This is a genomic window from Cryobacterium breve (assembly GCF_027594785.1).
Lineage (GTDB): Bacteria > Actinomycetota > Actinomycetes > Actinomycetales > Microbacteriaceae > Cryobacterium > Cryobacterium breve_A.
Window position 1 is genome coordinate 641,544 of sequence record NZ_CP075584.1, and the last position, 18,608, is coordinate 660,151.

The window sequence follows — 18,608 nt, forward strand, 5'->3', positions numbered from 1 at the left end:
GACCGCATTTCGGCGGGGCTAGACGGTGACGCGGACGTCCGTCTTCGGCGCGGAGGACGCCTTGGCGCGGAGAGCAAGCGCCTTCTTGTCACGCTTCCGCACGGCGGGCTCCCTGGTGCGGAGCCTGGGCGTAGAGCGGGGAGGCGATGAAGATGGTCGAGTACGCGCCGGCCACGATACCGATCAGCAGGGCGAGTGAAATGTCGCGCAGGGTCCCGGCGCCGAGGACGAACGCCCCGATGAAGAGGATCGATCCGACCGGGAGGATCGCGACGACGGATGTGTTGATGGAGCGCACCAGGGTCTGGTTCACCGCGAGGTTGACCGAATCGGCGAAGGTCCTGCGCGACTCCGGGCCGTCTTCGCGGGTGTTCTCGCGGATCTTGTCGAAGACCACGACGGTGTCGTAGAGGGAGTAGCCGAGAATCGTCAGGAACCCGATCACGGCGGCCGGTGTGATCTCGAACCCGGTGATGCCGTAGAACCCGGCGGTGATGATGAGGTCGTGCAGCAGCGCGACCATCGCGGCGAGCGACATCTTCCAGGTGCGGAAGTACAGGGCCATGCCGATCGCGGCGAGCACAAGGAAGATCCCGAGGCCCCTGAGGGCCTGGCCGGTGATGTCCGCGCCCCACGACGGGCCGATGAACGATGCGGTGACCTGCTCGGCAGGTACGCCATATGCGTCGGCGAGTGCTGTGCGCATCTGCCGGGTCGCGTCGCTCGACAGCTGGTCCGTCTGGATGCGGACGCCGGTGGTGCTGACGTTCGACACCTTCGGAACGGCGGACGGCTCGATGCTCGTCACGGCCTTGACGGCGAGGGACTGGTCCTGGTTCGCGACGTCGCTCACGACGAATTCGGAGCCGCCGGTGAATTCGATTCCGAAGACGAAACCGCCGCGAAGCTGGGGTACGACGAGGGCGATCAGGATCGCGATACCGGCGAGGGAATACCAGAGCTTACGACGCCCGATGATGTTGAAGGAGCGCTTGCCGGTGTGCAGGTCGTTGCCGAACTGGGAGAAGCTGGCCATTAGGAATCCTTCCCGTCGGTCGACCGATCCGTGGAGGATCCGACGAGTTCTGATGCCTTGCGCTCGGCGATGGTCTGCCGCTTGGCGGCCTCACGACTCGCGGAAGACAACTTGGCCGAAGCGACCTCGTCGGAGGGCCGGAACTTCGCCCTGCCTCGGTAGGTGGCTCCGAGAGCTCTCGGGTCCAGCCCGCTGAAGCGGTGGCCCTCGCTGAAGAATCTGGTCTGGGCGAGCAGCTGCAGCGTCGGGTGGGTGAAGAGCGCCACGACGGCGACGTCGACGATCGTCGTGAGGCCGAGCGTCAGGGCGAAGCCCTTGACGTTTCCGACGGCGACGATGAAGAGCACGCCCGCGGCGAGGAAGTTGACCGCGTCCGAGGCGAGGACCGTGCGGATGGCACGCTTCCAGCCCGCTTCCACTGCCGATTCCAGTCCGCGACCGTCGCGCAACTCGTCGCGCACTCGTTCGAAGTACACGATGAAGGAGTCCGCCGTGATTCCGATGGCGACGATCAACCCCGCCACACCGGCGAGCGAGAGCCGGTAGCCCTCACGCCAGGACAGGATCGTGATCAGCAGGTAGGTGATGACGGCGGCCACGACGAGGGAGGCGACCGTGACGAAGCCGAGCAGCCGGTACTGCAGGAGCGAGTACAGCACGACAAGGATGAGTCCGATCAGCCCGGCGATGAGGCCGCTCACGAGCTGGGTCGAACCGAGGGTCGCGGAGATGGTGTCCTGGCTCTGCACGGTGAAGCTCAGGGGCAGGGCGCCGAATTTCAGCTGGTCCGCGAGCACCTTCGACGATGCCTGGTCGAAACTACCGCTGATCTGGGCGTTGCCGTCCGTGATCACGGCGAGGGTGCGCGGTGCGGAGATAACCTTGCCGTCGAGCACGATTGCGAACTGGTTCTGCACGCCGGTGAGCCCGCTCAGCCGGGTGCTGACCGTTGCGAAGTCCTTGGTGCCCTGCTCGTCGAACTTGATGTTGACGACCCACTCGCCGGTGGTGGCACCGGACTGGGTCGTCTTCTGGCCGTTGGTGGCGTCGGAGACGTTCTCGCCGCTGACCTCCACCGGGCCGACGATGTACTTGACGGAGCCGTCTGTCTCACAGGTCACGAGCGGCTGGTCGGCCGGTGCGACGTTGGAGGTGTCGATGGTCGAGCAATCGAAAGCGTCGTACTTCGCCTGGAGCGCCGGGGTGACCCAGCTGAGGTCGCTGCCGTTGGTGGGGACGGCCGTCGGCGTGCTCGACAGGCTCGGGTCGACCGTGGCTACCGGGGTCGGCGTTGCGGTGCCGTCGGCGCCGACCGCGGCCGTCGAGGGCGCTGCGGCGACCAGGACGGGACGGAACTCGAGCTTCGCGGACGATTCGATCCGGTTGATGGTTGCGTCGTCGGGGATTCCCGGGATCGACACGACGATGTTCTGGCCGCTCGTGTTGATCTCCGCCTCGGACACACCGGAGGAGTCGATGCGCTGCCGGATGATCGACACCGCCTGGTTCAGCTGCTCCTGGGAGACGGACTGACCGGACTCGAGCTTCGGCGCGAGGATGATCTGCGTGCCACCCTCGAGGTCGAGAGCCAGCTTGGGCGTCCACGATCCTCCGGCGGTGAGGACACCGAAGAGGTTGACTGCGATCAGGCCGATGACGATCACCCCCAGCCACGTCAGGGAACGCCAGGCCTTCTTGGCCGGAGTCGACTTTGCCACCTTGGAACTCAGCTTTCTATACGCGTGCGGGCGCCACGAGGACGCGAGCCGGGCGAGGGTTGGTTACGCGTCGCCCTTGGTGGGGTCGCTCTTGGTCGAATCGGTTGCGGGCGCCTCGTCGGCGACACGCTCGCCGAACTCGGGTTCGCCCAGGACGATCGCATCGTCTTCGTTGAGCCGGGCCGTGCGGGAGTCGTCCAGGGAGGACTCGAGTTCGGCGTCCGCTTCGTCGGCAGACTCGTCGGTGACGGCGGGCTCGACGACACGGGAGATCGCCTGGCGGTGCATCTGCACGACGGTGCCGGGAGCAATCTCGAGCTCGACCTTGTTTGCTTCCTCGTCGATCGACAGAATGGTTCCGTACATACCGAAGTTGGTCATGACGTTCGCGCCCGCGACCATCTGCGACTGCAGCGATGCCTGTTCCTTCTGGCGCTTGCGGCCGTTGCGGAACATAAAGAACACCAGCAGCGCCAATACGGCGAGCATCACGAGAGTCAACGGATCCATAGTGCAGCAAAGCCTTTCAGTTGCGGCGCGGTGGCCGAAGCGTGTGCGTACATGCGGCTCGGAGCGAACCACATCGAATTATAGGTCATCAAGCGGAAGGGCGGGTTGGCGGCCGACGTCGTTCGGATCAGCGAGCCCGAAGTGCCGCCAGGCGGCCGCAGTGGCCAGGCGACCGCGCGGGGTGCGCGTGAGGAAGCCTATCCGTACCAGGAACGGCTCCACGACAGACTCGACGGTCTCGGATTCCTCACCCACCGAGACGGCGAGGGTGTTCAGTCCGACCGGCCCACCCCCAAAACGGGTCAGGATGATGTTCATGACCTCGCGGTCGAGCCGGTCGAGGCCGATCGGGTCGACGTCGTAGAGCTCGAGGGCCGCGTGGACGGCCGCGAGGTTCGCTGCACCGCCGTGGACGAGGGCATAGTCGCGCACTCTGCGCAAGAGCCGGTTCGCGATGCGGGGCGTTCCCCGGCAGCGGCCGGCGATCTCGGCGATGGCCTCCCTGTCGATGTCGAGGTCGAGCATGGTCGCCGCACGGGCCAGGACCTGTTCCAGCTCCTGGCTCGCATAGAACTCGAGGTGAGCCGTGAACCCGAAGCGGTCGCGGAGCGGGTTCGGGAGCATCCCGGACCGGGTCGTCGCGCCGACCAGGGTGAACGGCGCGAGGTCGAGCGGCACGGAGGTGGCGCCGGCGCCCTTGCCGACCATGATGTCGATCCGGAAGTCCTCCATGGCCAGGTAGAGCATTTCCTCAGCGGACCTCGCCATCCGGTGGATCTCGTCGATGAAAAGCACCTCGCCCGGCACGAGGGAGGACAGCACCGCAGCGAGGTCTCCGGCGTGCTGGATGGCGGGGCCGCTCGACATCCGCAACGGGCGGTTGCCCTCGTAGGCGATGATCATCGCGAGGGTGGTCTTGCCGAGGCCGGGAGGGCCGGCGAGCAGGATGTGGTCAGGCGTACGATTCTGCATCGTTGCTGCGGTGAGCATGAGCTGCAACTGGCCGCGCACCTTCTGCTGGCCGACGAATTCCCTGAGGCTGCGCGGCCGGAGCGCGCCCTCAAAGGCGAGCTCGGCCTCACCCTCGAGGAGCGGGCTCGTCAGTTCGACGCCGGGGTCAGGAGTGCCTGCGAACGGTTCTGCGCTCACTGTCGGTCCTCCGAAGCCTGGTGCGCCGGTCCGAGCCGGGCGAGCACGAGCCGCAGCAGGGCGGCGACCCCGATCAGGTCGGGTTCTGCGGCCTCGGCCAGGGTCTCCCTCACGGCCTCCTCTGCGACCCGTTCGGACCAGCCGAGGCCGATCAGGGCGCCCTGGACGCTCGCGGCGGGGCTCGCCGCGGCGGGACGCTTCGTGCGGGGCGCGCCTTCGACGGCGGAGACGACGATCTTGCCTGCCAGCGACAGGATGATGAGCTTCGCGGTCTTCGGCCCGATGCCGCTGACCTTGCGGAACACGGCGTCGTCTTCACCGGCGACGGCCTGGGCCACCTGGTTCGGCGTGAGCACGCCGAGCACGCCGAGTGCGGACTTCGGGCCGACTCCCGTGACACCGACGAGGAGTTCGAAGACGGCGAGTTCGTCACCGGTCGCGAAGCCATAGAGGGTGAGCGAGTCCTCCCTCACCAGAAGGGTGGTCAACAGGCGCGCCTCGGTGCCGTGCCGGAGGCCGAGGGCGGTCGTGGGCGTCACCTGAACGGCGAGCCCGACTCCCCCGACCTCGAGCACCGCCGTCGAGCCGACGGCGGAGAGGACGAGTCCACGTACGGAAGAGATCATCGCTTAAAGCCTACGGGGCACCACCGACGCCGCCGCGCCGCGCTCCGCGGCGCGCCACGCAGCCTGGGCAGGGGGTGAGTGCGCCCCCGACCGCTCCGGCTGCCGTCGGCAGAGTCCCGCCTGACGCCCCGGTTCGCCAGGCGTGGCAGATGGCCAGTGCGAGCGCGTCCGCGGCGTCCGCCGGTTTCGGCACCTCGCTGAGGCCGAGGACCCGGGCGACCATGGCGCCGACCTGGGCCTTGTCCGCCGATCCGTAACCGGTGATCGCGGCCTTGACCTCGCTCGGTGTGTGCAGGGTGACGGTGAGGCCGCGCTGGGCGGCGAGCAGGAGTGCGACCCCGCTGATCTGGGCGGTGCCCATCACCGTCCGCACGTTGTGCTGGGCGAAGACGCGCTCGATGGCGACGAAGGCCGGCTTGTGCCGATCCATCATCTCCTCGAGTCCACGGCTCAACAGCAACAGACGTTGTTCGAGCGGGAGGTCGGGTGAACTGCGCAGGACCGTGACGTCGACGAGTGTCGCCGTGCGATTCGGCGCGACGTCCACGACCCCGACGCCGCAACGGGTGAGCCCGGGATCGATTCCGAGCACCCGCACGGCCACTGTCGACTACTCGTTCTCGGCTTCGAGCTCCGCGGAGACTGCGGCGGACACGGCATAGTTGCTGTAGATGTTCTGCACGTCGTCGAGTTCCTCGAGCGCGTCGATGAGCTTGAATACCTTGCGGGCGGTTTCAGCGTCGACGTCGATCGTGAGCTGAGGGACGAAGGCGATGTCGGCCGAGTTGTAGTCGATTCCTGCGGCCTGCAGTGCCGTACGGGTTGCCACGAGGTCCTGGACCTCGCTGAAGACCTCGAAGGTCTCCCCCTCGTCGACGACTTCTTCTGCACCCGCGTCGAGGACCGCTCCGAGAACGTCGTCTTCGGTCACGCCGTTCGCCTTGGAGACGACGACGATGCCCTTGCGATGGAAGTTGTATGCGACACTGCCCGGGTCGGCCATGTTGCCGCCGTTGCGGCTGACCGTCGTGCGGACTTCTGCCGCCGCGCGGTTCTTGTTGTCGGTGAGGCACTCGATCATGATGGCGACGCCGTTGGCGGCGTAGCCCTCGTACATGATCGTGGTGTAGTCGACGACGACGCCGGCGAGGCCGGCTCCGCGCTTGACCGCACGGTCGATGTTCTCGTTGGGGACCGAAGTCTTCTTGGCCTTCTGGATCGCATCGACGAGAGTCGGGTTACCCGACAGGTCGGCGCCGCCCATCCGGGCGGCGACCTCGATGTTCTTGATCAGCTTGGCGAAGGCCTTGGCCCTCCGTGAGTCGGTGACCGCCTTCTGGTGCTTGGTAGTCGCCCACTTGGAATGTCCGGACATGAATCTCCCGTTGTCGTGCTTGGCTGTCTGATTGTGGTGCCGGCCGTCTGCCGCCAGTGGCAGAAAAGCGAATTCGTCGCACCAATGCGCTGCTGGCCAGTCTAACCCGAGGTGCCCGATCCGCCCCGCCGGAGCCGTCCGGCAGGCGCGGCGGACGCCCCTGACGAAGCCCGAAGATCAGAGCGTGATGATCTTCTGCAGGGTGTTCAGGTTGCGGGTCGTCGTCGTGGCGCGGTATTTCACCTTGGCGCACTTCTTGCTGAAGGCGCTCTTGATTCCGACGGCACGCCGGACCTCCCAGTAGAGGACGCCGTGGCCGAGTTCGATCCGCTCGTCCGCCTGGTCGAGTTCCCTGGCATGGCCGGCGAGGCTCCGCGAGGTGAGAGGGGTCCGAGCCGAACATGACATAGGCGTGCCAGCCCTCCCGCTCCGGGAACGGGTATGACCGCACCTCGCGGGCGAGTTCTGCCTCGTCGATCAGCACGATCCAGGCCTCGTAATCGAAGCGCTCCGACAACGCAGCCTCGATCCGGCTCTTGATCGCGTCCGGCGAAGCCTCGGCCGCCTCATCGACGGTGAAGACGACGTTGCCGCTCGCGACCACCGTCTTGACGTCCGAGTAGCCGAGGCCCTCGAAGGTGGCCACGAGATCATTCATGGCCACGGTTATGCCGTTGACATTGATTCCCCTGAGCAGGGCTCCGTATCTCATCATCGTTGACTCATGCCAGAACCCTAGTCCCGCAGCCGGCAGGCGGGAAACCCGGCCGGTTCAGCCGAGGAAGCGGGCGGCCGAGACCGTGCCGAGGAAATACTCGTGGAACCGGTGCTCCCCCGTGATCTCCGGGTGGAATGAGGTGCCGAGGAGGCGCCCCTGCTCGACCGCGACGCACCGGCCGTCGGCGAGCCTGGCCAGCGCCGTCGCCCGCGGGCCGACCGTGTCGACGACCGGCGCGCGGATGAACACGGCGTGCACCGGCGCCTCGCCGAGCACCGGGACGTCGAGGTCGGTCTCGAAGGACTGCGTCTGCGAGCCGAAGGCATTGCGTCGGACGCTGATATCGAGGCCGCCGATGCTCTCCTGGCCGCGGATGCCGTCGACGACGGTGTCCGCGAGCATGATCAGTCCCGCGCACGTGCCGTAGACCGGAAGGCCCTCCCTGACGGCCGCGCGCAAGGGATCGGCGAGGCCGAAGGCCCGGGCGAGCTTGTCCATCACACTGGATTCCCCGCCCGGAATCACGAGCCCGTCGACGCGGGCGAGTTCTTCCGGGCGGCGCACCAGGACGACATCCGCTCCGAGGGTGCGCAGTACCTGCGCATGCTCGCGAAAGTCGCCCTGGAGGGCGAGTACTCCAACCGTCACCTGTGCGAGCTACCAGCCGCGCTCGGAGAGGCGGTGCGGTGCCGGGAGGTCGGAGACGTTGATGCCGACCATGGCCTCGCCGAGGCCGCGCGAGACGGATGCGATGACGCTGGGGTCGTCGTAGAACGTGACGGCCTTGACGATCGCGTTCGCGCGGGCCTGCGGGTTGCCCGACTTGAAGATGCCGGAGCCGACGAAGACGCCGTCGGCACCGAGCTGCATCATCAGGGCGGCATCGGCCGGGGTGGCCACGCCACCGGCGACGAACAGGACAACGGGGAGCTTGCCGGTCGCGGCGATCTCCACGACGAGCTCGTACGGGGCCTGCAGGTCCTTGGCCGCGACGTAGAGCTCGTCCTTGCTGAGCGAGGACAGGCGGGTGATCTCACCCTTGATCGTGCGGATGTGCTTCATGGCTTCTGAGACGTCGCCGGTGCCGGCCTCGCCCTTCGACCGGATCATCGCAGCACCCTCGTTGATGCGACGGAGCGCCTCACCGAGGTTGGTAGCGCCGCACACGAACGGCACGTCGAACTTCCACTTGTCGATGTGGTTCACGTAGTCGGCGGGGCTGAGAACTTCGGACTCGTCGATGTAGTCGACGCCGAGGGCCTGCAGCACCTGCGCCTCGACGAAGTGACCGATGCGGGCCTTCGCCATCACGGGGATGGAGACCTCGGCGATGATGCTGTCGATCAGGTCAGGGTCGCTCATCCGCGCGACGCCGCCCTGGGAGCGGATGTCCGCGGGAACGCGCTCGAGCGCCATGACGGCGACGGCTCCGGCATCTTCGGCAATGCGGGCCTGCGCTGCAGTGACGACGTCCATGATGACGCCGCCCTTCATCATGTCGGCGAGTCCGCGCTTGACGCGGCTCGATCCAAACTGCTCGATGGATGTGGTTTCAGTCATAACGTGAATTCTATTCCTTGCGAGTTGGTGAAATACCGCAGCGGAGGGCTGCGCGGACTGGGAGTGTGGCGCTAGTTTTTGTCGTGTGGCCAGCCATCCGCGACCATCCGGCGTACGTCGCCGAGCAGCTGCGGGATGGCCTTGGTCCTTGCGATGATCGGGAAGAAGTTCGAGTCTGTCGCCCAGCGGGGCACGATGTGCTGATGCAGGTGTTCAGCGATGCCGGCACCGGCGACCCGGCCCTGGTTCATTCCGATGTTGAAGCCGTCGCAGTTGGAGGTCTCCGCGAGAACCCTCATTGCCACCTGGGTCAGGCTACCGATCTCGGCGACCTCCTCTGGCGTCGCTTCGTCATAGGTCGCAATGTGTCGGTACGGGCAGACGAGCAGGTGGCCGCTGTTATAGGGGAACAGGTTGAGCAGCACGTACGCGTGGACGCCGCGGGCGACGATGAGCGCCTTTTCGTCGCTCATCGCCGGAGCGAGGCAGAACGGGCAGGCATCGGCGTGCGGCTGGGTGCCGTCCTGGATGTAGACCATCCGGTGCGGTGTCCACAGCCGCTGGAAGGCATCCGGCACGGCGGCGAAGTCGCCGGACGATTCGATCGTCTCGTCTCCGGCGTCCATCTCAGACCTGGGCCTTCGTCGCGATCGCGTCGACGATACGGGCGATCGCGTCTGCGACGGGGATGCCGTTCTCCTGGGTGCCGTCGCGGAAGCGGAAGCTCACCGATCCGGCAGCCCGGTCGTCCTCGCCGGCGATCAACTGGAACGGCACCTTCGCCTTGGTGTGGGTGCGGATCTTCTTCGGCATCCGGTCACTCGAGGTGTCGAGCTCGGCGCGCACTCCGAGTGTCTTCAGCTGGCGGATGATGTCGCCGAGGTACTCCTCATAGGCCTCGGCGACGGGGATGCCGACGACCTGCACCGGGGACAGCCAGACCGGGAAGGCTCCGGCATAGTGCTCGAGCAGGATCGCGAAGAAGCGTTCGATGGAGCCGAGCAGGGCACGGTGGATCATCACGGGCTGCTGGCGGGTTCCGTCGGAGGCCGTGTATTCCAGGTCGAAGAGTTCCGGCTGGTTGAAGTCGAGCTGGACCGTGGAGAGCTGCCAGGTCCTGCCGATCGCGTCCCTCGCCTGCACCGAGATCTTCGGTCCGTAGAACGCCGCTCCGCCCGGGTCGCTGACGAGTTCGAGCCCTGATTCGACGGCGACCTGCCGGAGGGTCTCTGTCGCCTCGTCCCACTGCTCGTCGGTGCCGACGAACTTCACCGGGTCCTTGGTCGAGAGTTCGAGGTAGAAGTCGGTGAGCCCGTAGCCGCGCAGCGTCTCGAAGACGAACACGAGCTGGCTGGCGACCTCCGTCTTCACCTGGCTCGCTGTGACGTAGATGTGGGCGTCGTCCTGGGTGAGCCCGCGCACCCGGGTGAGGCCGGACAGCGTTCCGCTCTTCTCGTAACGGTAGACCGTGCCGAATTCAGCCAGGCGCAGCGGCAGTTCCCGGTAGCTGCGGCCCCTGGCCTTGAAGATCAGGTTGTGCATGGGGCAGTTCATCGGCTTGAGGTAGTAGTCCTGACCCTGCCGGGTGATGTTCCCCTCAGCGTCGACCTCTTCGTCGAGGTGCATCGGGGGGAACATGCCGTCCTTGTACCACTGCAGGTGCCCACTGGTCTCGAAGAGGTGCGCCTTGGTGATGTGCGGCGTGTTGACGAGGTCGTAGCCGTTCGCGAGCAGCTGCTCGCGCATGTAGTTCTCGATCTCCGCACGGATGATCCCACCCTTGGGGTGGAACACCGCGAGTCCGGAGCCGATTTCCTCCGGGAACGAGAACAGGTCGAGTTCCTGGCCGAGCTTGCGGTGGTCGCGTTTGGCGGCCTCCTCCTGACGGGCCTGGAAGGCCCGCAGTTCGTCCTTGGTCGGCCAGGCGGTCCCGTAGATGCGCTGCAGCTGAGGGTTCTTCTCCGAACCACGCCAGTAGGCGGCGGCAAGCCGGGTCAGCGAGTAGCCGTTGCCGATCATGCGGGTGTTCGGCAGGTGCGGGCCGCGGCAGAGGTCTTTCCAGACCGTCTCGCCCGACTTCGGGTCGACATTGTCGTAGATCGTGAGCTCGGCCCCGCCGACCTCGACGGATTCGTTGTCCGCGGTTGCCGCGACCGCGCCGCCCTTGAGTCCGATGAGTTCGAGCTTGTACGGTTCTGCGGCGAATTCGGCCCTGGCGTCGTCGTCGGTCACGACGCGTCGGACGAAACGCTGGCCCTGGCGGATGATGCGGTCCATCGCCTTCTCGAGGGCCTTGATGTCCTCTGGAGTGAAGGGCACTTCGACGTCGAAGTCGTAGTAGAAGCCGTCCGTCACTGGCGGCCCGATCCCGAGGCGCGCCGCCGGGTTGACGTTCTGCACGGCCTGGGCGAGTACGTGCGCCGCCGAGTGCCGAAGGATGTTGAGGCCGTCCGGGGACGAGATCGTCACGGGTTCCACGACGTCCGTCGGAGTCAGCGTCGCGGCGAGATCCTTGAGTTCACCGTTGACGCGCATGGCGACAACGGACCGGTCGGTGAAAAGCGCAAAGCCGTCAGCCACGTGTGGTACTCCTCAGTATTGTGCGAACCCCTCCAACTTTAGCGGCGCGGTCGCGACCGGGTTTCCCCGTGCAGGCTCCTGAGGATGCCCGGCTCAGGCCACGAGGACGGTGTCGCCCACGCGGGGCGGCACGGGTGCACCCTGAGGCAGCCGGCGGAAGAGATGCGCGATCACAGCCGGTGAGCAGGCGATCACCTTGACGAGGCCGGGCCGGTCGGGAGCGAGGTGCGGGTCGGCCGCGAGAGTGACGGCGAGCAGTCCGGCTCCGTCGTCGAGGAGCGAAGCGAGTCCGGCCGCGATCCTCGGGCTGACGTGACCGACCGGGCGTCCGGTGGCCGCGTGCACGGCGATCGTACGCGGGCCGGGACGGCCCGCCTGCTCGCGGACGAGGCCGACGACTGCTCCCGGTTGGAGGAGGCCCTCCCGGGCGACGATCGTGCGCGGGTCGACATTACGCAACCAGAAGCTCCAGATGCCGAGTCCGCGCAGGTGACGGTTGCCGAGAGCGACGACCCGGCCTGTGCTCGGCTCCGTCAGCCACAATGCCCCGGCATCGGCGGCGAGGTACAGGGTCGGCAGTCCCCCGGCATCCGCGACGAGCAAGCGGTCCCAGTCCTGCGGTGGCAGGTACCGGCTTGCGGGTACGCCGCGGCGGGGGCGCGGCCTGGGCGCGCGGAAGCTCCGCGATGTCCGGGGTGACGGCAGCCGGGAAATCCGTTGCCCGTCTGAGCGGCCGGATCCCGGGCGACAGCGTGTGCGAACTCATGGCGAACCTCCCCTTCGAGAGTGCTGCACCCGGCGCCCGACCGGTATCCCCCGTCCGGTGGACGCTTGAACCCGGTGCCTGTTTAAACCCGGTGCCTGCTTAAACGAAAAAACCCCGGCCGGAGCCGGGGGTTTATCTGTGGGCGATACTGGGATCGAACCAGTGACCTCTTCCGTGTCAGGGAAGCGCGCTACCGCTGCGCCAATCGCCCAAATCTAGTGCTTCAAGAACTTCGTTCTCCAAGACTGGAGGTGGATACGGGATTCGAACCCGTGTATACGGCTTTGCAGGCCGCTGCCTCGCCTCTCGGCCAATCCACCGTATTCGGGTTCATACCAAAGAGAATCGGCCTTTCGGCCGATTCAATTCGAGCGGATGACGAGATTCGAACTCGCGACCCTCACCTTGGCAAGGTGATGCGCTACCACTGCGCCACATCCGCAACTGCGCGCATTTCTGCGTGCTTTGAAGACTGTACCGGTAGTTTTCCGGATATACAAACCGAGCGGAACTTGCGCGTGGGATGGCGCGTCGGTGCGCGACAGGGGCCGGGTCTGGGCTAGTATCGAGAGTCGCGGTCGAACATTATTCGCTCGCCGCGGGCGATTGGCGCAGTTGGTAGCGCGCTTCCTTCACACGGAAGAGGTCATCGGTTCGAGTCCGGTATCGCCCACACAACAGCATGACAAAACCCCGCCGGAGCGGGGTTTTTTTGTACCCTCGCACTGGGGGGTCCAATCCCGCCAACCTGAGTGCGTCCTGTGCCAAGCTCTTGTTCAAGCCAAAGGACCATCCCATTGGATCCCCGGCCCAGCGAACCCTCCTTCGTCTTCATCACGAAAGAGCGCTGCACTCCCGTCCTGTTCCGTGACGTGAACCGGGTCCCATCGTTCGATTCCCGGGACTCGTGAACGCCGCACGAAGCCGGCTGCGTTCGATCTGCCGTAGCAGCGCCGCGGCAGCCCGCTGCGCGTCCGGCGTCGACCGTTCCAGACACCAGCACGTACTCCCCCCAGCAAAGTAGTTCGTCAGCCAGAAAGGCTCCTCACATGACTTCCGTCGCAACCACAACGGCCACCCCCGGCAAGATCCTCGGCATCGTCGGGTTCATCCTCGCCTTCATCCCCTACCTCCAGCTTCCCGGCCTCATCGTGAGCATTATCGGCTTCAACCAGGCCAAGAAGGCCGACGCGCCCAGGGGGCCTCGCCAAGGCCGGCATCATCCTGAGCGCTGTCTTCCTCGTGCTCTTCGTGGTCATCCTTGTCGTCATCTTCTCGGTGGCGGCCGCCAACCCGACGCCCAGCGCCTAGGCACACGGCTCAACGCGTCCCGCTCCCCCTCAGGCCCCGGCCTCCAGGGGGAGCGGGACGTTTTCCATGTCCGGCGCCCGGGCCCCCGACGAGCGTCAGAAATCCTCCTTGCACTCTGAGCGTCCGCTGTGCAACGCTCAACCCAAGCCAGACAAGAACTACAGTTCCCGACGACTGACCCAGCGAACCCTCCGGTGTATGAGTGCGCCAGAGCGCATTTTCTTGTCCAGCATCGACCTCTCGGCTCAGCGCGCACGACGCCTCCTGCTGCCGCTCGTTCTTCTGCTGCCGCACGTCACCCGAGCAGTGTTCAGCCGGATCGGCACCCGACCGCCGTCCGGTTCCATCAGCCGCCGGGATCTCCTCGTACCCATATGCCGCGCACCCGTCCGGGTTCCGGCGTCCTCAGAAAGGCCGTCCCATGACGACTCCCGTAGCTTCCGCAGTCAACCCAGGCAAGACCCTCGGAATTGTCGGTCTCGTGCTCTCCCTCATCTCGCTGCAGCCGTTCGGGCTCATCGTCAGCATCGTCGGACTCGTCAAATCCAAGAAGTCCGGGCTCGGCAACGGCTTCGCCCTGGCCGGAATCATCATCAGTGTCGTCGGCATCATCGTCGTCGGCATCGTGATCGCCGTCGCGGTCAGCGCGGGCGTCAACCTCGCGGCATTCTGCACCGAGCACGGCGCCGGCGTCTTCGACAACAACGGCGTCACCGTGACCTGCGGGGCGTAACACCGCCGGCAAGGCCCCGTCCCCCGAGCTCCTGCCGCGGGACGGGGCCTTTTTTCCGGTCGGTGCACCGACGCATTCAGCGCATCTCCGTGAGCGTCGCGCCGATCAGGACGAGCGTGTTCGCGGCCGCGAGGAAGATGTTGAGATGGTCTCCTGGACCTTCTGGGACAGGAGATATCCCATCAGCTTGTCGGCGTTGTCCTTATGCGGTGCTCCCGCCGCGAGACCCATCACGTACGGAACGGCGACCGTGGCCCTGGTGCCGTCTGAGGCGGTCGGAGAGAAGATCTCGTAGGCGGACTTGTCGGCGCTGCTCGACTGCAGGGCCATCTGCACATCACTGTTCGCCACGCTCAGTTCCCCCGTGGACACCTTCGGGCCGAGCTTCCCGGTCGACGCGCTCGGTCCGACATCGTTCGCCTGCAGTGCCGTGAAGTAGTCCACGGCACCCTGCTGCCCAGCAGGTGCTCGAGGAGCACGAACAGTGCAGTGCCGTCACCGGCCTGGCCCGGAGTGGAGTACTGGATCTTGCCGGCATACTCGGCAGCCAGCAGGTCGGTCCAGGAATCGGGGCGGCCATGGAGAGGACCGGAGTCCTCGACGTGCGCCTCGTGCTCGCCGCAGGAGACAGGGTGGCCGACGTGCAGGCCGCCGTCAACTCCGGCGCCATCGCCGTCGGTGTGCTCACCGGCCAACTGGAGCGTGAGGGGTTCCTCGGGCACACCCACGACTACATTCTCGAGAGCGGTGTGGAGACCCTGGGGCTCGCAGAAACCCAGCCTGCCTGATCGGCGTGACCCGGCGTGCGGCCGGGACGGGTCGCCTTCTGGTGAGTGGCTAGTCTGGAACGATGGATTTCCTGCTCGTTCTGTGGGCCCGCCTGACCGAACGCCAGGACCCGCTGCCCCTGCCGATTGCGTGGCTGACGATCGCGGCCGCCGCGGCGATCGTTCTCGTCCCCGTGCTCTGGCATCCGTCCCGGAATGTCGTCACGATCGCGCACGAGGGCGGCCACGCTCTCGTCGCAACGCTCGGTGGCCGGCAGCTCGGCGGCATCCGCCTGCACTCCGACACCTCGGGCCTGACGGTCAGTCGCGGCAAACCGCGCGGCATCGGAATGGTCCTGACCCTCCTGGCCGGCTACACGGCGCCGGCCGTACTCGGCCTCTGCGCCGCCTGGTTGCTGAGTCTCGGCTATTCCGCCGGGCTGCTCTGGCTGTTGCTCGCCGCACTCGCCCTTCTCCTTGTCCAGGTGCGGAACTGGTTCGGCCTGTGGTCAGTGCTCCTGACATCCGCTGTGATCTTCGTGATCACCTGGTACGGCTCTGCCCTCGTGCAGAGCGTCTTCGCCCTGCTCGTCACTGCTTTCCTCCTGCTCGGGGCCGTTCGCACGGTACTCGAGCTCCAGCAAAGCCGGGCCCGCCGCGCCGGCGCCGCTTCCGACGCCGACCAGCTCGCCCGACTCACCCATGTTCCCGGCCTGCTCTGGGTCGGTGTGTTCCTTGTCGTCACGGTCGGGTGCGCCGTCGTTGCGTTCGGGGTGCTCGGCCTGGCCGGCTGATCCTCCGCGACGGGCCGGTCGGTGGCGGCTCCTCGCCCTTGCCGTCACGCGAGCGGGGGCGCGCGGACGCGGCCGTTACGCCCCGGTGCCGAACCTCGTGGTGACTCCCTGTGAGAAGAGAACCGAATCCGGCGCGCGATCGGCGAGTCCGGGAAATCCACCCGCTTCGAGAAGCGTGTCGTCGAGACGAACGAGTTCGGCATCGAACAGGTCCCACGGCTCGTGGTGGTTGCGGAGGTAGACGGTACGTCCCCTGACCCTGGTGAAGAGCGCCCACCGCGCGGTGAGGAAATCGGCCAGTGGGTCGTCGAGCACCCGTCGGTCGACCGGGCGCACCACGATCTCAGAGCGCGCAGCCCGGTTGACATGGCGAACGGATGAGTAGCGGTACTCTCCCGCCGCGACGGTGAGGCGGGTCCTGGACCAGATGTACGGGAGGGCGAACAGGCCCCTGGCGACGAGCACGGCCGCGAGCCGGGACGCCTCGAGGGACACGAAGACCACACCGCGTCTGCCGAGCGCATCGACGGCGTACAGCCGCACGTTGACTTCGACGAAGTCTCCGAAATAGGGAATGGGCGGACTGCCCAGCACGGTGGCGCGGTCGAGGACGAACGGGATCAGCCCGACCCAGCTGCTCCCCTCGTATTCGTCGGGGACGAGTCCGGCAGGCAGGAGCGGCGCCACGAGGGCCGCGTCCACGCGCCAGTGCAGGAAACACAATCCAGACCAGCGCTGGCTCGCCACCGAACGGCCGGTCAGCGCCGGCGCAACGCCTGAGATCGGGTCGAGCCGGGCATCCGTCATCGTTCGATTTCCTTCTCGGTGCTGAACTCGGTCATCAACGCCAGCCGTAACGCCCGCGGAGTGCGGATGCGATGCGTGCGTAACGCGCCGAGTCGACCAGCGCGGCTTCCCGGCGCATGCCACTCGGTTGGACGGCGAAGATCCTGTCGATGTTGACCCAGCTTGATCGACCGGTCCTGTCCCAGTCGCCGACGCCGAGAGCGACGTAGTCGGGGTGACCTGTGCGGTCCTTGCTGGTCAGCTGGACGGCGAGGACTGCGCCCGCACCGAGTGCGGCGACGACGACGACCGGGCGGTCCTTGCCTCGCCCGTCACGTTCCTCGAAAGGCACCCAGGTCCAGACGATTTCCCCGGGGTCCGGGCTGGCGTTTCGCGTCGGCCGGTAGTCGAGGCGCACATCCCGCAGGTTCCGCGGATCGACTTCGACGGTAGCCGAACGGCCGCTGCGGCCGGGGCTGGGTGTGGTCGACCGGTCAGGGGGCCGGCGTACGGGCGCGAAGAGGCTGCGCAGGGCGTTGAAGAAACGACGGAAGCCGGACACAGGCACACTATATCCCACCGAGATGCGCGGCCAGAGGACACGAGGACGCGTGCACAGGACTGGGCCGACACTACTCGGCAGACACGAAAGATGGGCGCATCCGCGGGAAGCGGATACGCCCATCATCACGCGACGCTGGGCCGCAGGGTAGAACGGGAATCGGGTGAAGCGTGTGCGATGTGCGTGTGCGACTTCTTAGACGGCGTCGAGCGCGTAGCCCTCTTCGCCGTGCACGATGGTGTCGACGCCGGCTACTTCGTCTTCGTTCGTGATGCGGAAGCCGATCGTCTTCTGGATGATCCAGCCGATGGCGTATGCCATCACGAAGGAGTAGATGCCGATGCCGAAGGCCGCGAGGGCCTGCACGCCGAGCTGGTTGAAGCTGCCCGTCTGGAGGAGGCCGATGTTGTTGCCGACGAGGCCGACGTAGAGCGTTCCGATGATGCCGCCGACGAGGTGGATGCCCACGACGTCGAGGGAGTCGTCGAAGCCGAGCTTGAACTTCAGGTCGATCGCGACGGCACAGACGGCGCCGACGATGAGCCCGAGGAGCATGCCCCACATCGGGGTGAGGATGTTACATGCGGGAGTGATCGCGACGAGGCCGGCGACGGCGCCCGATGCTGCACCGATCATGGTCGGCTTGCCGTCCTTGATCTTCTCGACGATCAGCCAGCCGAGGATACCGGCGGCAGGTGCGGCGAGGGTGTTGATCCAGGCGATGGCGGCGATACCGTCAACGGCGGCTTCGGAACCGGCGTTGAAGCCGAACCAGCCGAACCACAGCAGTGCGGCGCCGAGGAGGGTCAGCGGCACGTTGTGCGGCTTGGAGATGCCCTTCTTGAAGCCGACGCGCTTGCCGAGGACGAGGGCGAGGGCGAGGCCCGCCGCACCGGCGTTGATGTGCACCGCGGTGCCGCCGGCGAAGTCGTTGACCTTGAGGAGGAAGGGAGCCCAGCCGTCGGTGAGGTTGAACACCCAGTACGCGACCGGGAAGTAGACCAGGGTGGCCCAGACGCCGGCGAAGATCATCCACGCGCCGAACTTGGCGCGGTCGGCGATCGCGCCGGAGATGAGGGCGACGGTGATGATCGCGAAGGTGGCCTGGAAGCCGGCGAACGCGAGGGCGTTCAGGTTTGGTCCGCCGTCGGCGCCGCTCGTGAGCAGCCCGTTCAGGCCGATCAGCTCTGACGGGTTTCCGAGCCAGCCGCCGATGAGGGGCGGGCCGAAGGACAGTCCGTAACCATAGAGGACCCACAGCACACCGATCAGGCCCATGGCGCCGAAGCTCATCATCATCATGGAGATGACGCTCTTCGCCTTGACCATGCCGCCGTAGAAGAAGGCCACGCCCGGAGTCATCAGGAGGACGAGGGCTGCCGCGACGAGGAGCCACAGGGAATTGATGTTTGTGGTAAGTGCATCAGTCGTATCGTCCAGCAGGACCGACAGTTCAACCATGGATATGGTTACCTCTCTCTAACTAACAGGGATGACCGCCGACGTGCACAGGGTGAGCGTGAAGCGTGTATCGGCAGGTACAGACACAGTGTGGAGTGCACACGTTTCCGCACACGCTCAGGGATGTTTCGACTGGGTTACGCGATTGTTGGAGGT

General features: G+C 66.4%; 19 protein-coding genes, 4 tRNA genes and 3 pseudogenes. 5 read left to right on the plus strand and 21 right to left on the minus strand.

Going from position 1 to position 18,608, the window contains the following annotated elements; all coding sequences use genetic code 11:
- Positions 1–18: 18 nt before the first annotated feature.
- The 17 genes and pseudogenes from secF to KIV56_RS03160 all read right to left on the minus strand — a co-directional run bounded on the left by secF (position 19) and on the right by KIV56_RS03160 (position 12,480).
- Positions 19–1,036 (minus strand): annotated as a pseudogene (secF, locus tag KIV56_RS03085) (protein translocase subunit SecF).
- Positions 1,036–2,754: a protein translocase subunit SecD gene (secD, locus tag KIV56_RS03090; RefSeq protein ID WP_281535112.1), complete on the minus strand. Its 1,719-nt coding sequence runs from the start codon at positions 2,752–2,754 to the stop codon at positions 1,036–1,038. Before secD ends, secF begins: the two are co-directional and overlap by 1 nt.
- Positions 2,755–2,817: 63 nt before the next feature.
- Positions 2,818–3,243 carry a preprotein translocase subunit YajC gene (gene yajC, locus KIV56_RS03095; RefSeq protein WP_281536050.1) on the minus strand — a complete coding sequence of 142 codons (426 nt, stop codon included), beginning with the start codon at positions 3,241–3,243 and terminating at the stop codon, positions 2,818–2,820.
- Between the two features lie 99 nt (positions 3,244–3,342).
- Positions 3,343–4,368 carry a Holliday junction branch migration DNA helicase RuvB gene (ruvB, locus tag KIV56_RS03100; protein ID WP_281536051.1) on the minus strand — a complete coding sequence of 342 codons (1,026 nt, stop codon included), beginning with the start codon at positions 4,366–4,368 and terminating at the stop codon, positions 3,343–3,345.
- 41 nt (positions 4,369–4,409) lie between these two features.
- Positions 4,410–5,039, minus strand: coding sequence for a Holliday junction branch migration protein RuvA (gene ruvA, locus KIV56_RS03105; protein ID WP_281535113.1), 630 nt, complete (start codon positions 5,037–5,039; stop codon positions 4,410–4,412).
- Between the two features lie 3 nt (positions 5,040–5,042).
- Positions 5,043–5,637 (minus strand): annotated as a pseudogene (ruvC, locus tag KIV56_RS03110) (crossover junction endodeoxyribonuclease RuvC).
- A gap of 12 nt (positions 5,638–5,649) precedes the next feature.
- Entirely contained in the window at positions 5,650–6,414 is a 765-nt protein-coding gene (locus tag KIV56_RS03115) for a YebC/PmpR family DNA-binding transcriptional regulator (RefSeq protein ID WP_134449445.1), read from the minus strand.
- Between the two features lie 177 nt (positions 6,415–6,591).
- Positions 6,592–6,822 (minus strand): hypothetical protein, encoded by a 231-nt coding sequence (locus KIV56_RS03120; protein ID WP_281535114.1) that lies wholly within the window; start codon positions 6,820–6,822, stop codon positions 6,592–6,594.
- Positions 6,823–6,856: 34 nt separating this feature from the next.
- A pseudogene (locus KIV56_RS20160) lies at positions 6,857–7,129 on the minus strand (DUF1697 domain-containing protein); the annotation flags it as partial.
- A 57-nt stretch (positions 7,130–7,186) separates the two neighbouring features.
- Positions 7,187–7,780 (minus strand): pyridoxal 5'-phosphate synthase glutaminase subunit PdxT, encoded by a 594-nt coding sequence (gene pdxT / locus KIV56_RS03125; RefSeq protein ID WP_281535115.1) that lies wholly within the window; start codon positions 7,778–7,780, stop codon positions 7,187–7,189.
- Between the two features lie 9 nt (positions 7,781–7,789).
- Positions 7,790–8,692 (minus strand): pyridoxal 5'-phosphate synthase lyase subunit PdxS, encoded by a 903-nt coding sequence (gene pdxS, locus KIV56_RS03130; protein WP_281535116.1) that lies wholly within the window; start codon positions 8,690–8,692, stop codon positions 7,790–7,792.
- A 71-nt stretch (positions 8,693–8,763) separates the two neighbouring features.
- Complete coding sequence (locus KIV56_RS03135) at positions 8,764–9,318, minus strand: HIT family protein (protein ID WP_281535117.1); 555 nt, start codon at positions 9,316–9,318, stop codon at positions 8,764–8,766.
- Position 9,319: 1 nt separating this feature from the next.
- Complete coding sequence (thrS, locus tag KIV56_RS03140; protein WP_281535118.1) at positions 9,320–11,272, minus strand: threonine--tRNA ligase; 1,953 nt, start codon at positions 11,270–11,272, stop codon at positions 9,320–9,322.
- Between the two features lie 93 nt (positions 11,273–11,365).
- Positions 11,366–11,875 carry a hypothetical protein gene (locus KIV56_RS03145; protein ID WP_281535119.1) on the minus strand — a complete coding sequence of 170 codons (510 nt, stop codon included), beginning with the start codon at positions 11,873–11,875 and terminating at the stop codon, positions 11,366–11,368.
- A gap of 302 nt (positions 11,876–12,177) precedes the next feature.
- A tRNA-Val gene (locus tag KIV56_RS03150) sits at positions 12,178–12,249 on the minus strand.
- 35 nt (positions 12,250–12,284) lie between these two features.
- Positions 12,285–12,358, minus strand: a tRNA-Cys gene (locus KIV56_RS03155).
- 50 nt (positions 12,359–12,408) lie between these two features.
- Positions 12,409–12,480 (minus strand) — tRNA-Gly (locus KIV56_RS03160).
- A 158-nt stretch (positions 12,481–12,638) separates the two neighbouring features.
- Between KIV56_RS03160 and KIV56_RS03165 the strand changes: the two genes are divergently transcribed.
- The 3 genes from KIV56_RS03165 to KIV56_RS03175 all read left to right on the plus strand — a co-directional run bounded on the left by KIV56_RS03165 (position 12,639) and on the right by KIV56_RS03175 (position 14,082).
- Positions 12,639–12,711: transfer RNA gene (locus tag KIV56_RS03165), tRNA-Val, on the plus strand.
- Positions 12,712–13,087: 376 nt separating this feature from the next.
- Positions 13,088–13,468, plus strand: coding sequence for a hypothetical protein (locus KIV56_RS03170; protein ID WP_281535120.1), 381 nt, complete (start codon positions 13,088–13,090; stop codon positions 13,466–13,468).
- A 302-nt stretch (positions 13,469–13,770) separates the two neighbouring features.
- A complete protein-coding gene (locus KIV56_RS03175) occupies positions 13,771–14,082 on the plus strand; it encodes a hypothetical protein (RefSeq protein ID WP_281535121.1) in 312 nt (103 codons plus the stop codon).
- Between the two features lie 105 nt (positions 14,083–14,187).
- Here KIV56_RS03175 and KIV56_RS03180 read toward each other — a convergent pair whose 3' ends face one another.
- Positions 14,188–14,526 (minus strand): hypothetical protein, encoded by a 339-nt coding sequence (locus tag KIV56_RS03180; protein ID WP_281535122.1) that lies wholly within the window; start codon positions 14,524–14,526, stop codon positions 14,188–14,190.
- Positions 14,527–14,546: 20 nt separating this feature from the next.
- Between KIV56_RS03180 and KIV56_RS03185 the strand changes: the two genes are divergently transcribed.
- Positions 14,547–14,870, plus strand: a complete 324-nt coding sequence (locus tag KIV56_RS03185) for an HAD family hydrolase (RefSeq protein ID WP_281535123.1) — start codon at positions 14,547–14,549, stop codon at positions 14,868–14,870.
- Between the two features lie 62 nt (positions 14,871–14,932).
- Positions 14,933–15,643 carry a M50 family metallopeptidase gene (locus KIV56_RS03190; RefSeq protein WP_281535124.1) on the plus strand — a complete coding sequence of 237 codons (711 nt, stop codon included), beginning with the start codon at positions 14,933–14,935 and terminating at the stop codon, positions 15,641–15,643.
- A gap of 75 nt (positions 15,644–15,718) precedes the next feature.
- Here the strand turns inward: KIV56_RS03190 and KIV56_RS03195 are convergent, their stop codons facing one another.
- The 3 genes from KIV56_RS03195 to KIV56_RS03205 form a co-directional block, all read right to left on the minus strand.
- The gene (locus KIV56_RS03195; protein ID WP_281535125.1) at positions 15,719–16,450 is read right to left on the minus strand and encodes a YqjF family protein; all 732 of its coding nucleotides are present in this window, start codon (positions 16,448–16,450) and stop codon (positions 15,719–15,721) included.
- Between the two features lie 34 nt (positions 16,451–16,484).
- Positions 16,485–16,991 carry a type II toxin-antitoxin system PemK/MazF family toxin gene (locus tag KIV56_RS03200; RefSeq protein ID WP_281535126.1) on the minus strand — a complete coding sequence of 169 codons (507 nt, stop codon included), beginning with the start codon at positions 16,989–16,991 and terminating at the stop codon, positions 16,485–16,487.
- Positions 16,992–17,186: 195 nt separating this feature from the next.
- Positions 17,187–18,452 carry an ammonium transporter gene (locus KIV56_RS03205; protein WP_134532035.1) on the minus strand — a complete coding sequence of 422 codons (1,266 nt, stop codon included), beginning with the start codon at positions 18,450–18,452 and terminating at the stop codon, positions 17,187–17,189.
- Between the last annotated feature and the right edge of the window lie 156 nt (positions 18,453–18,608).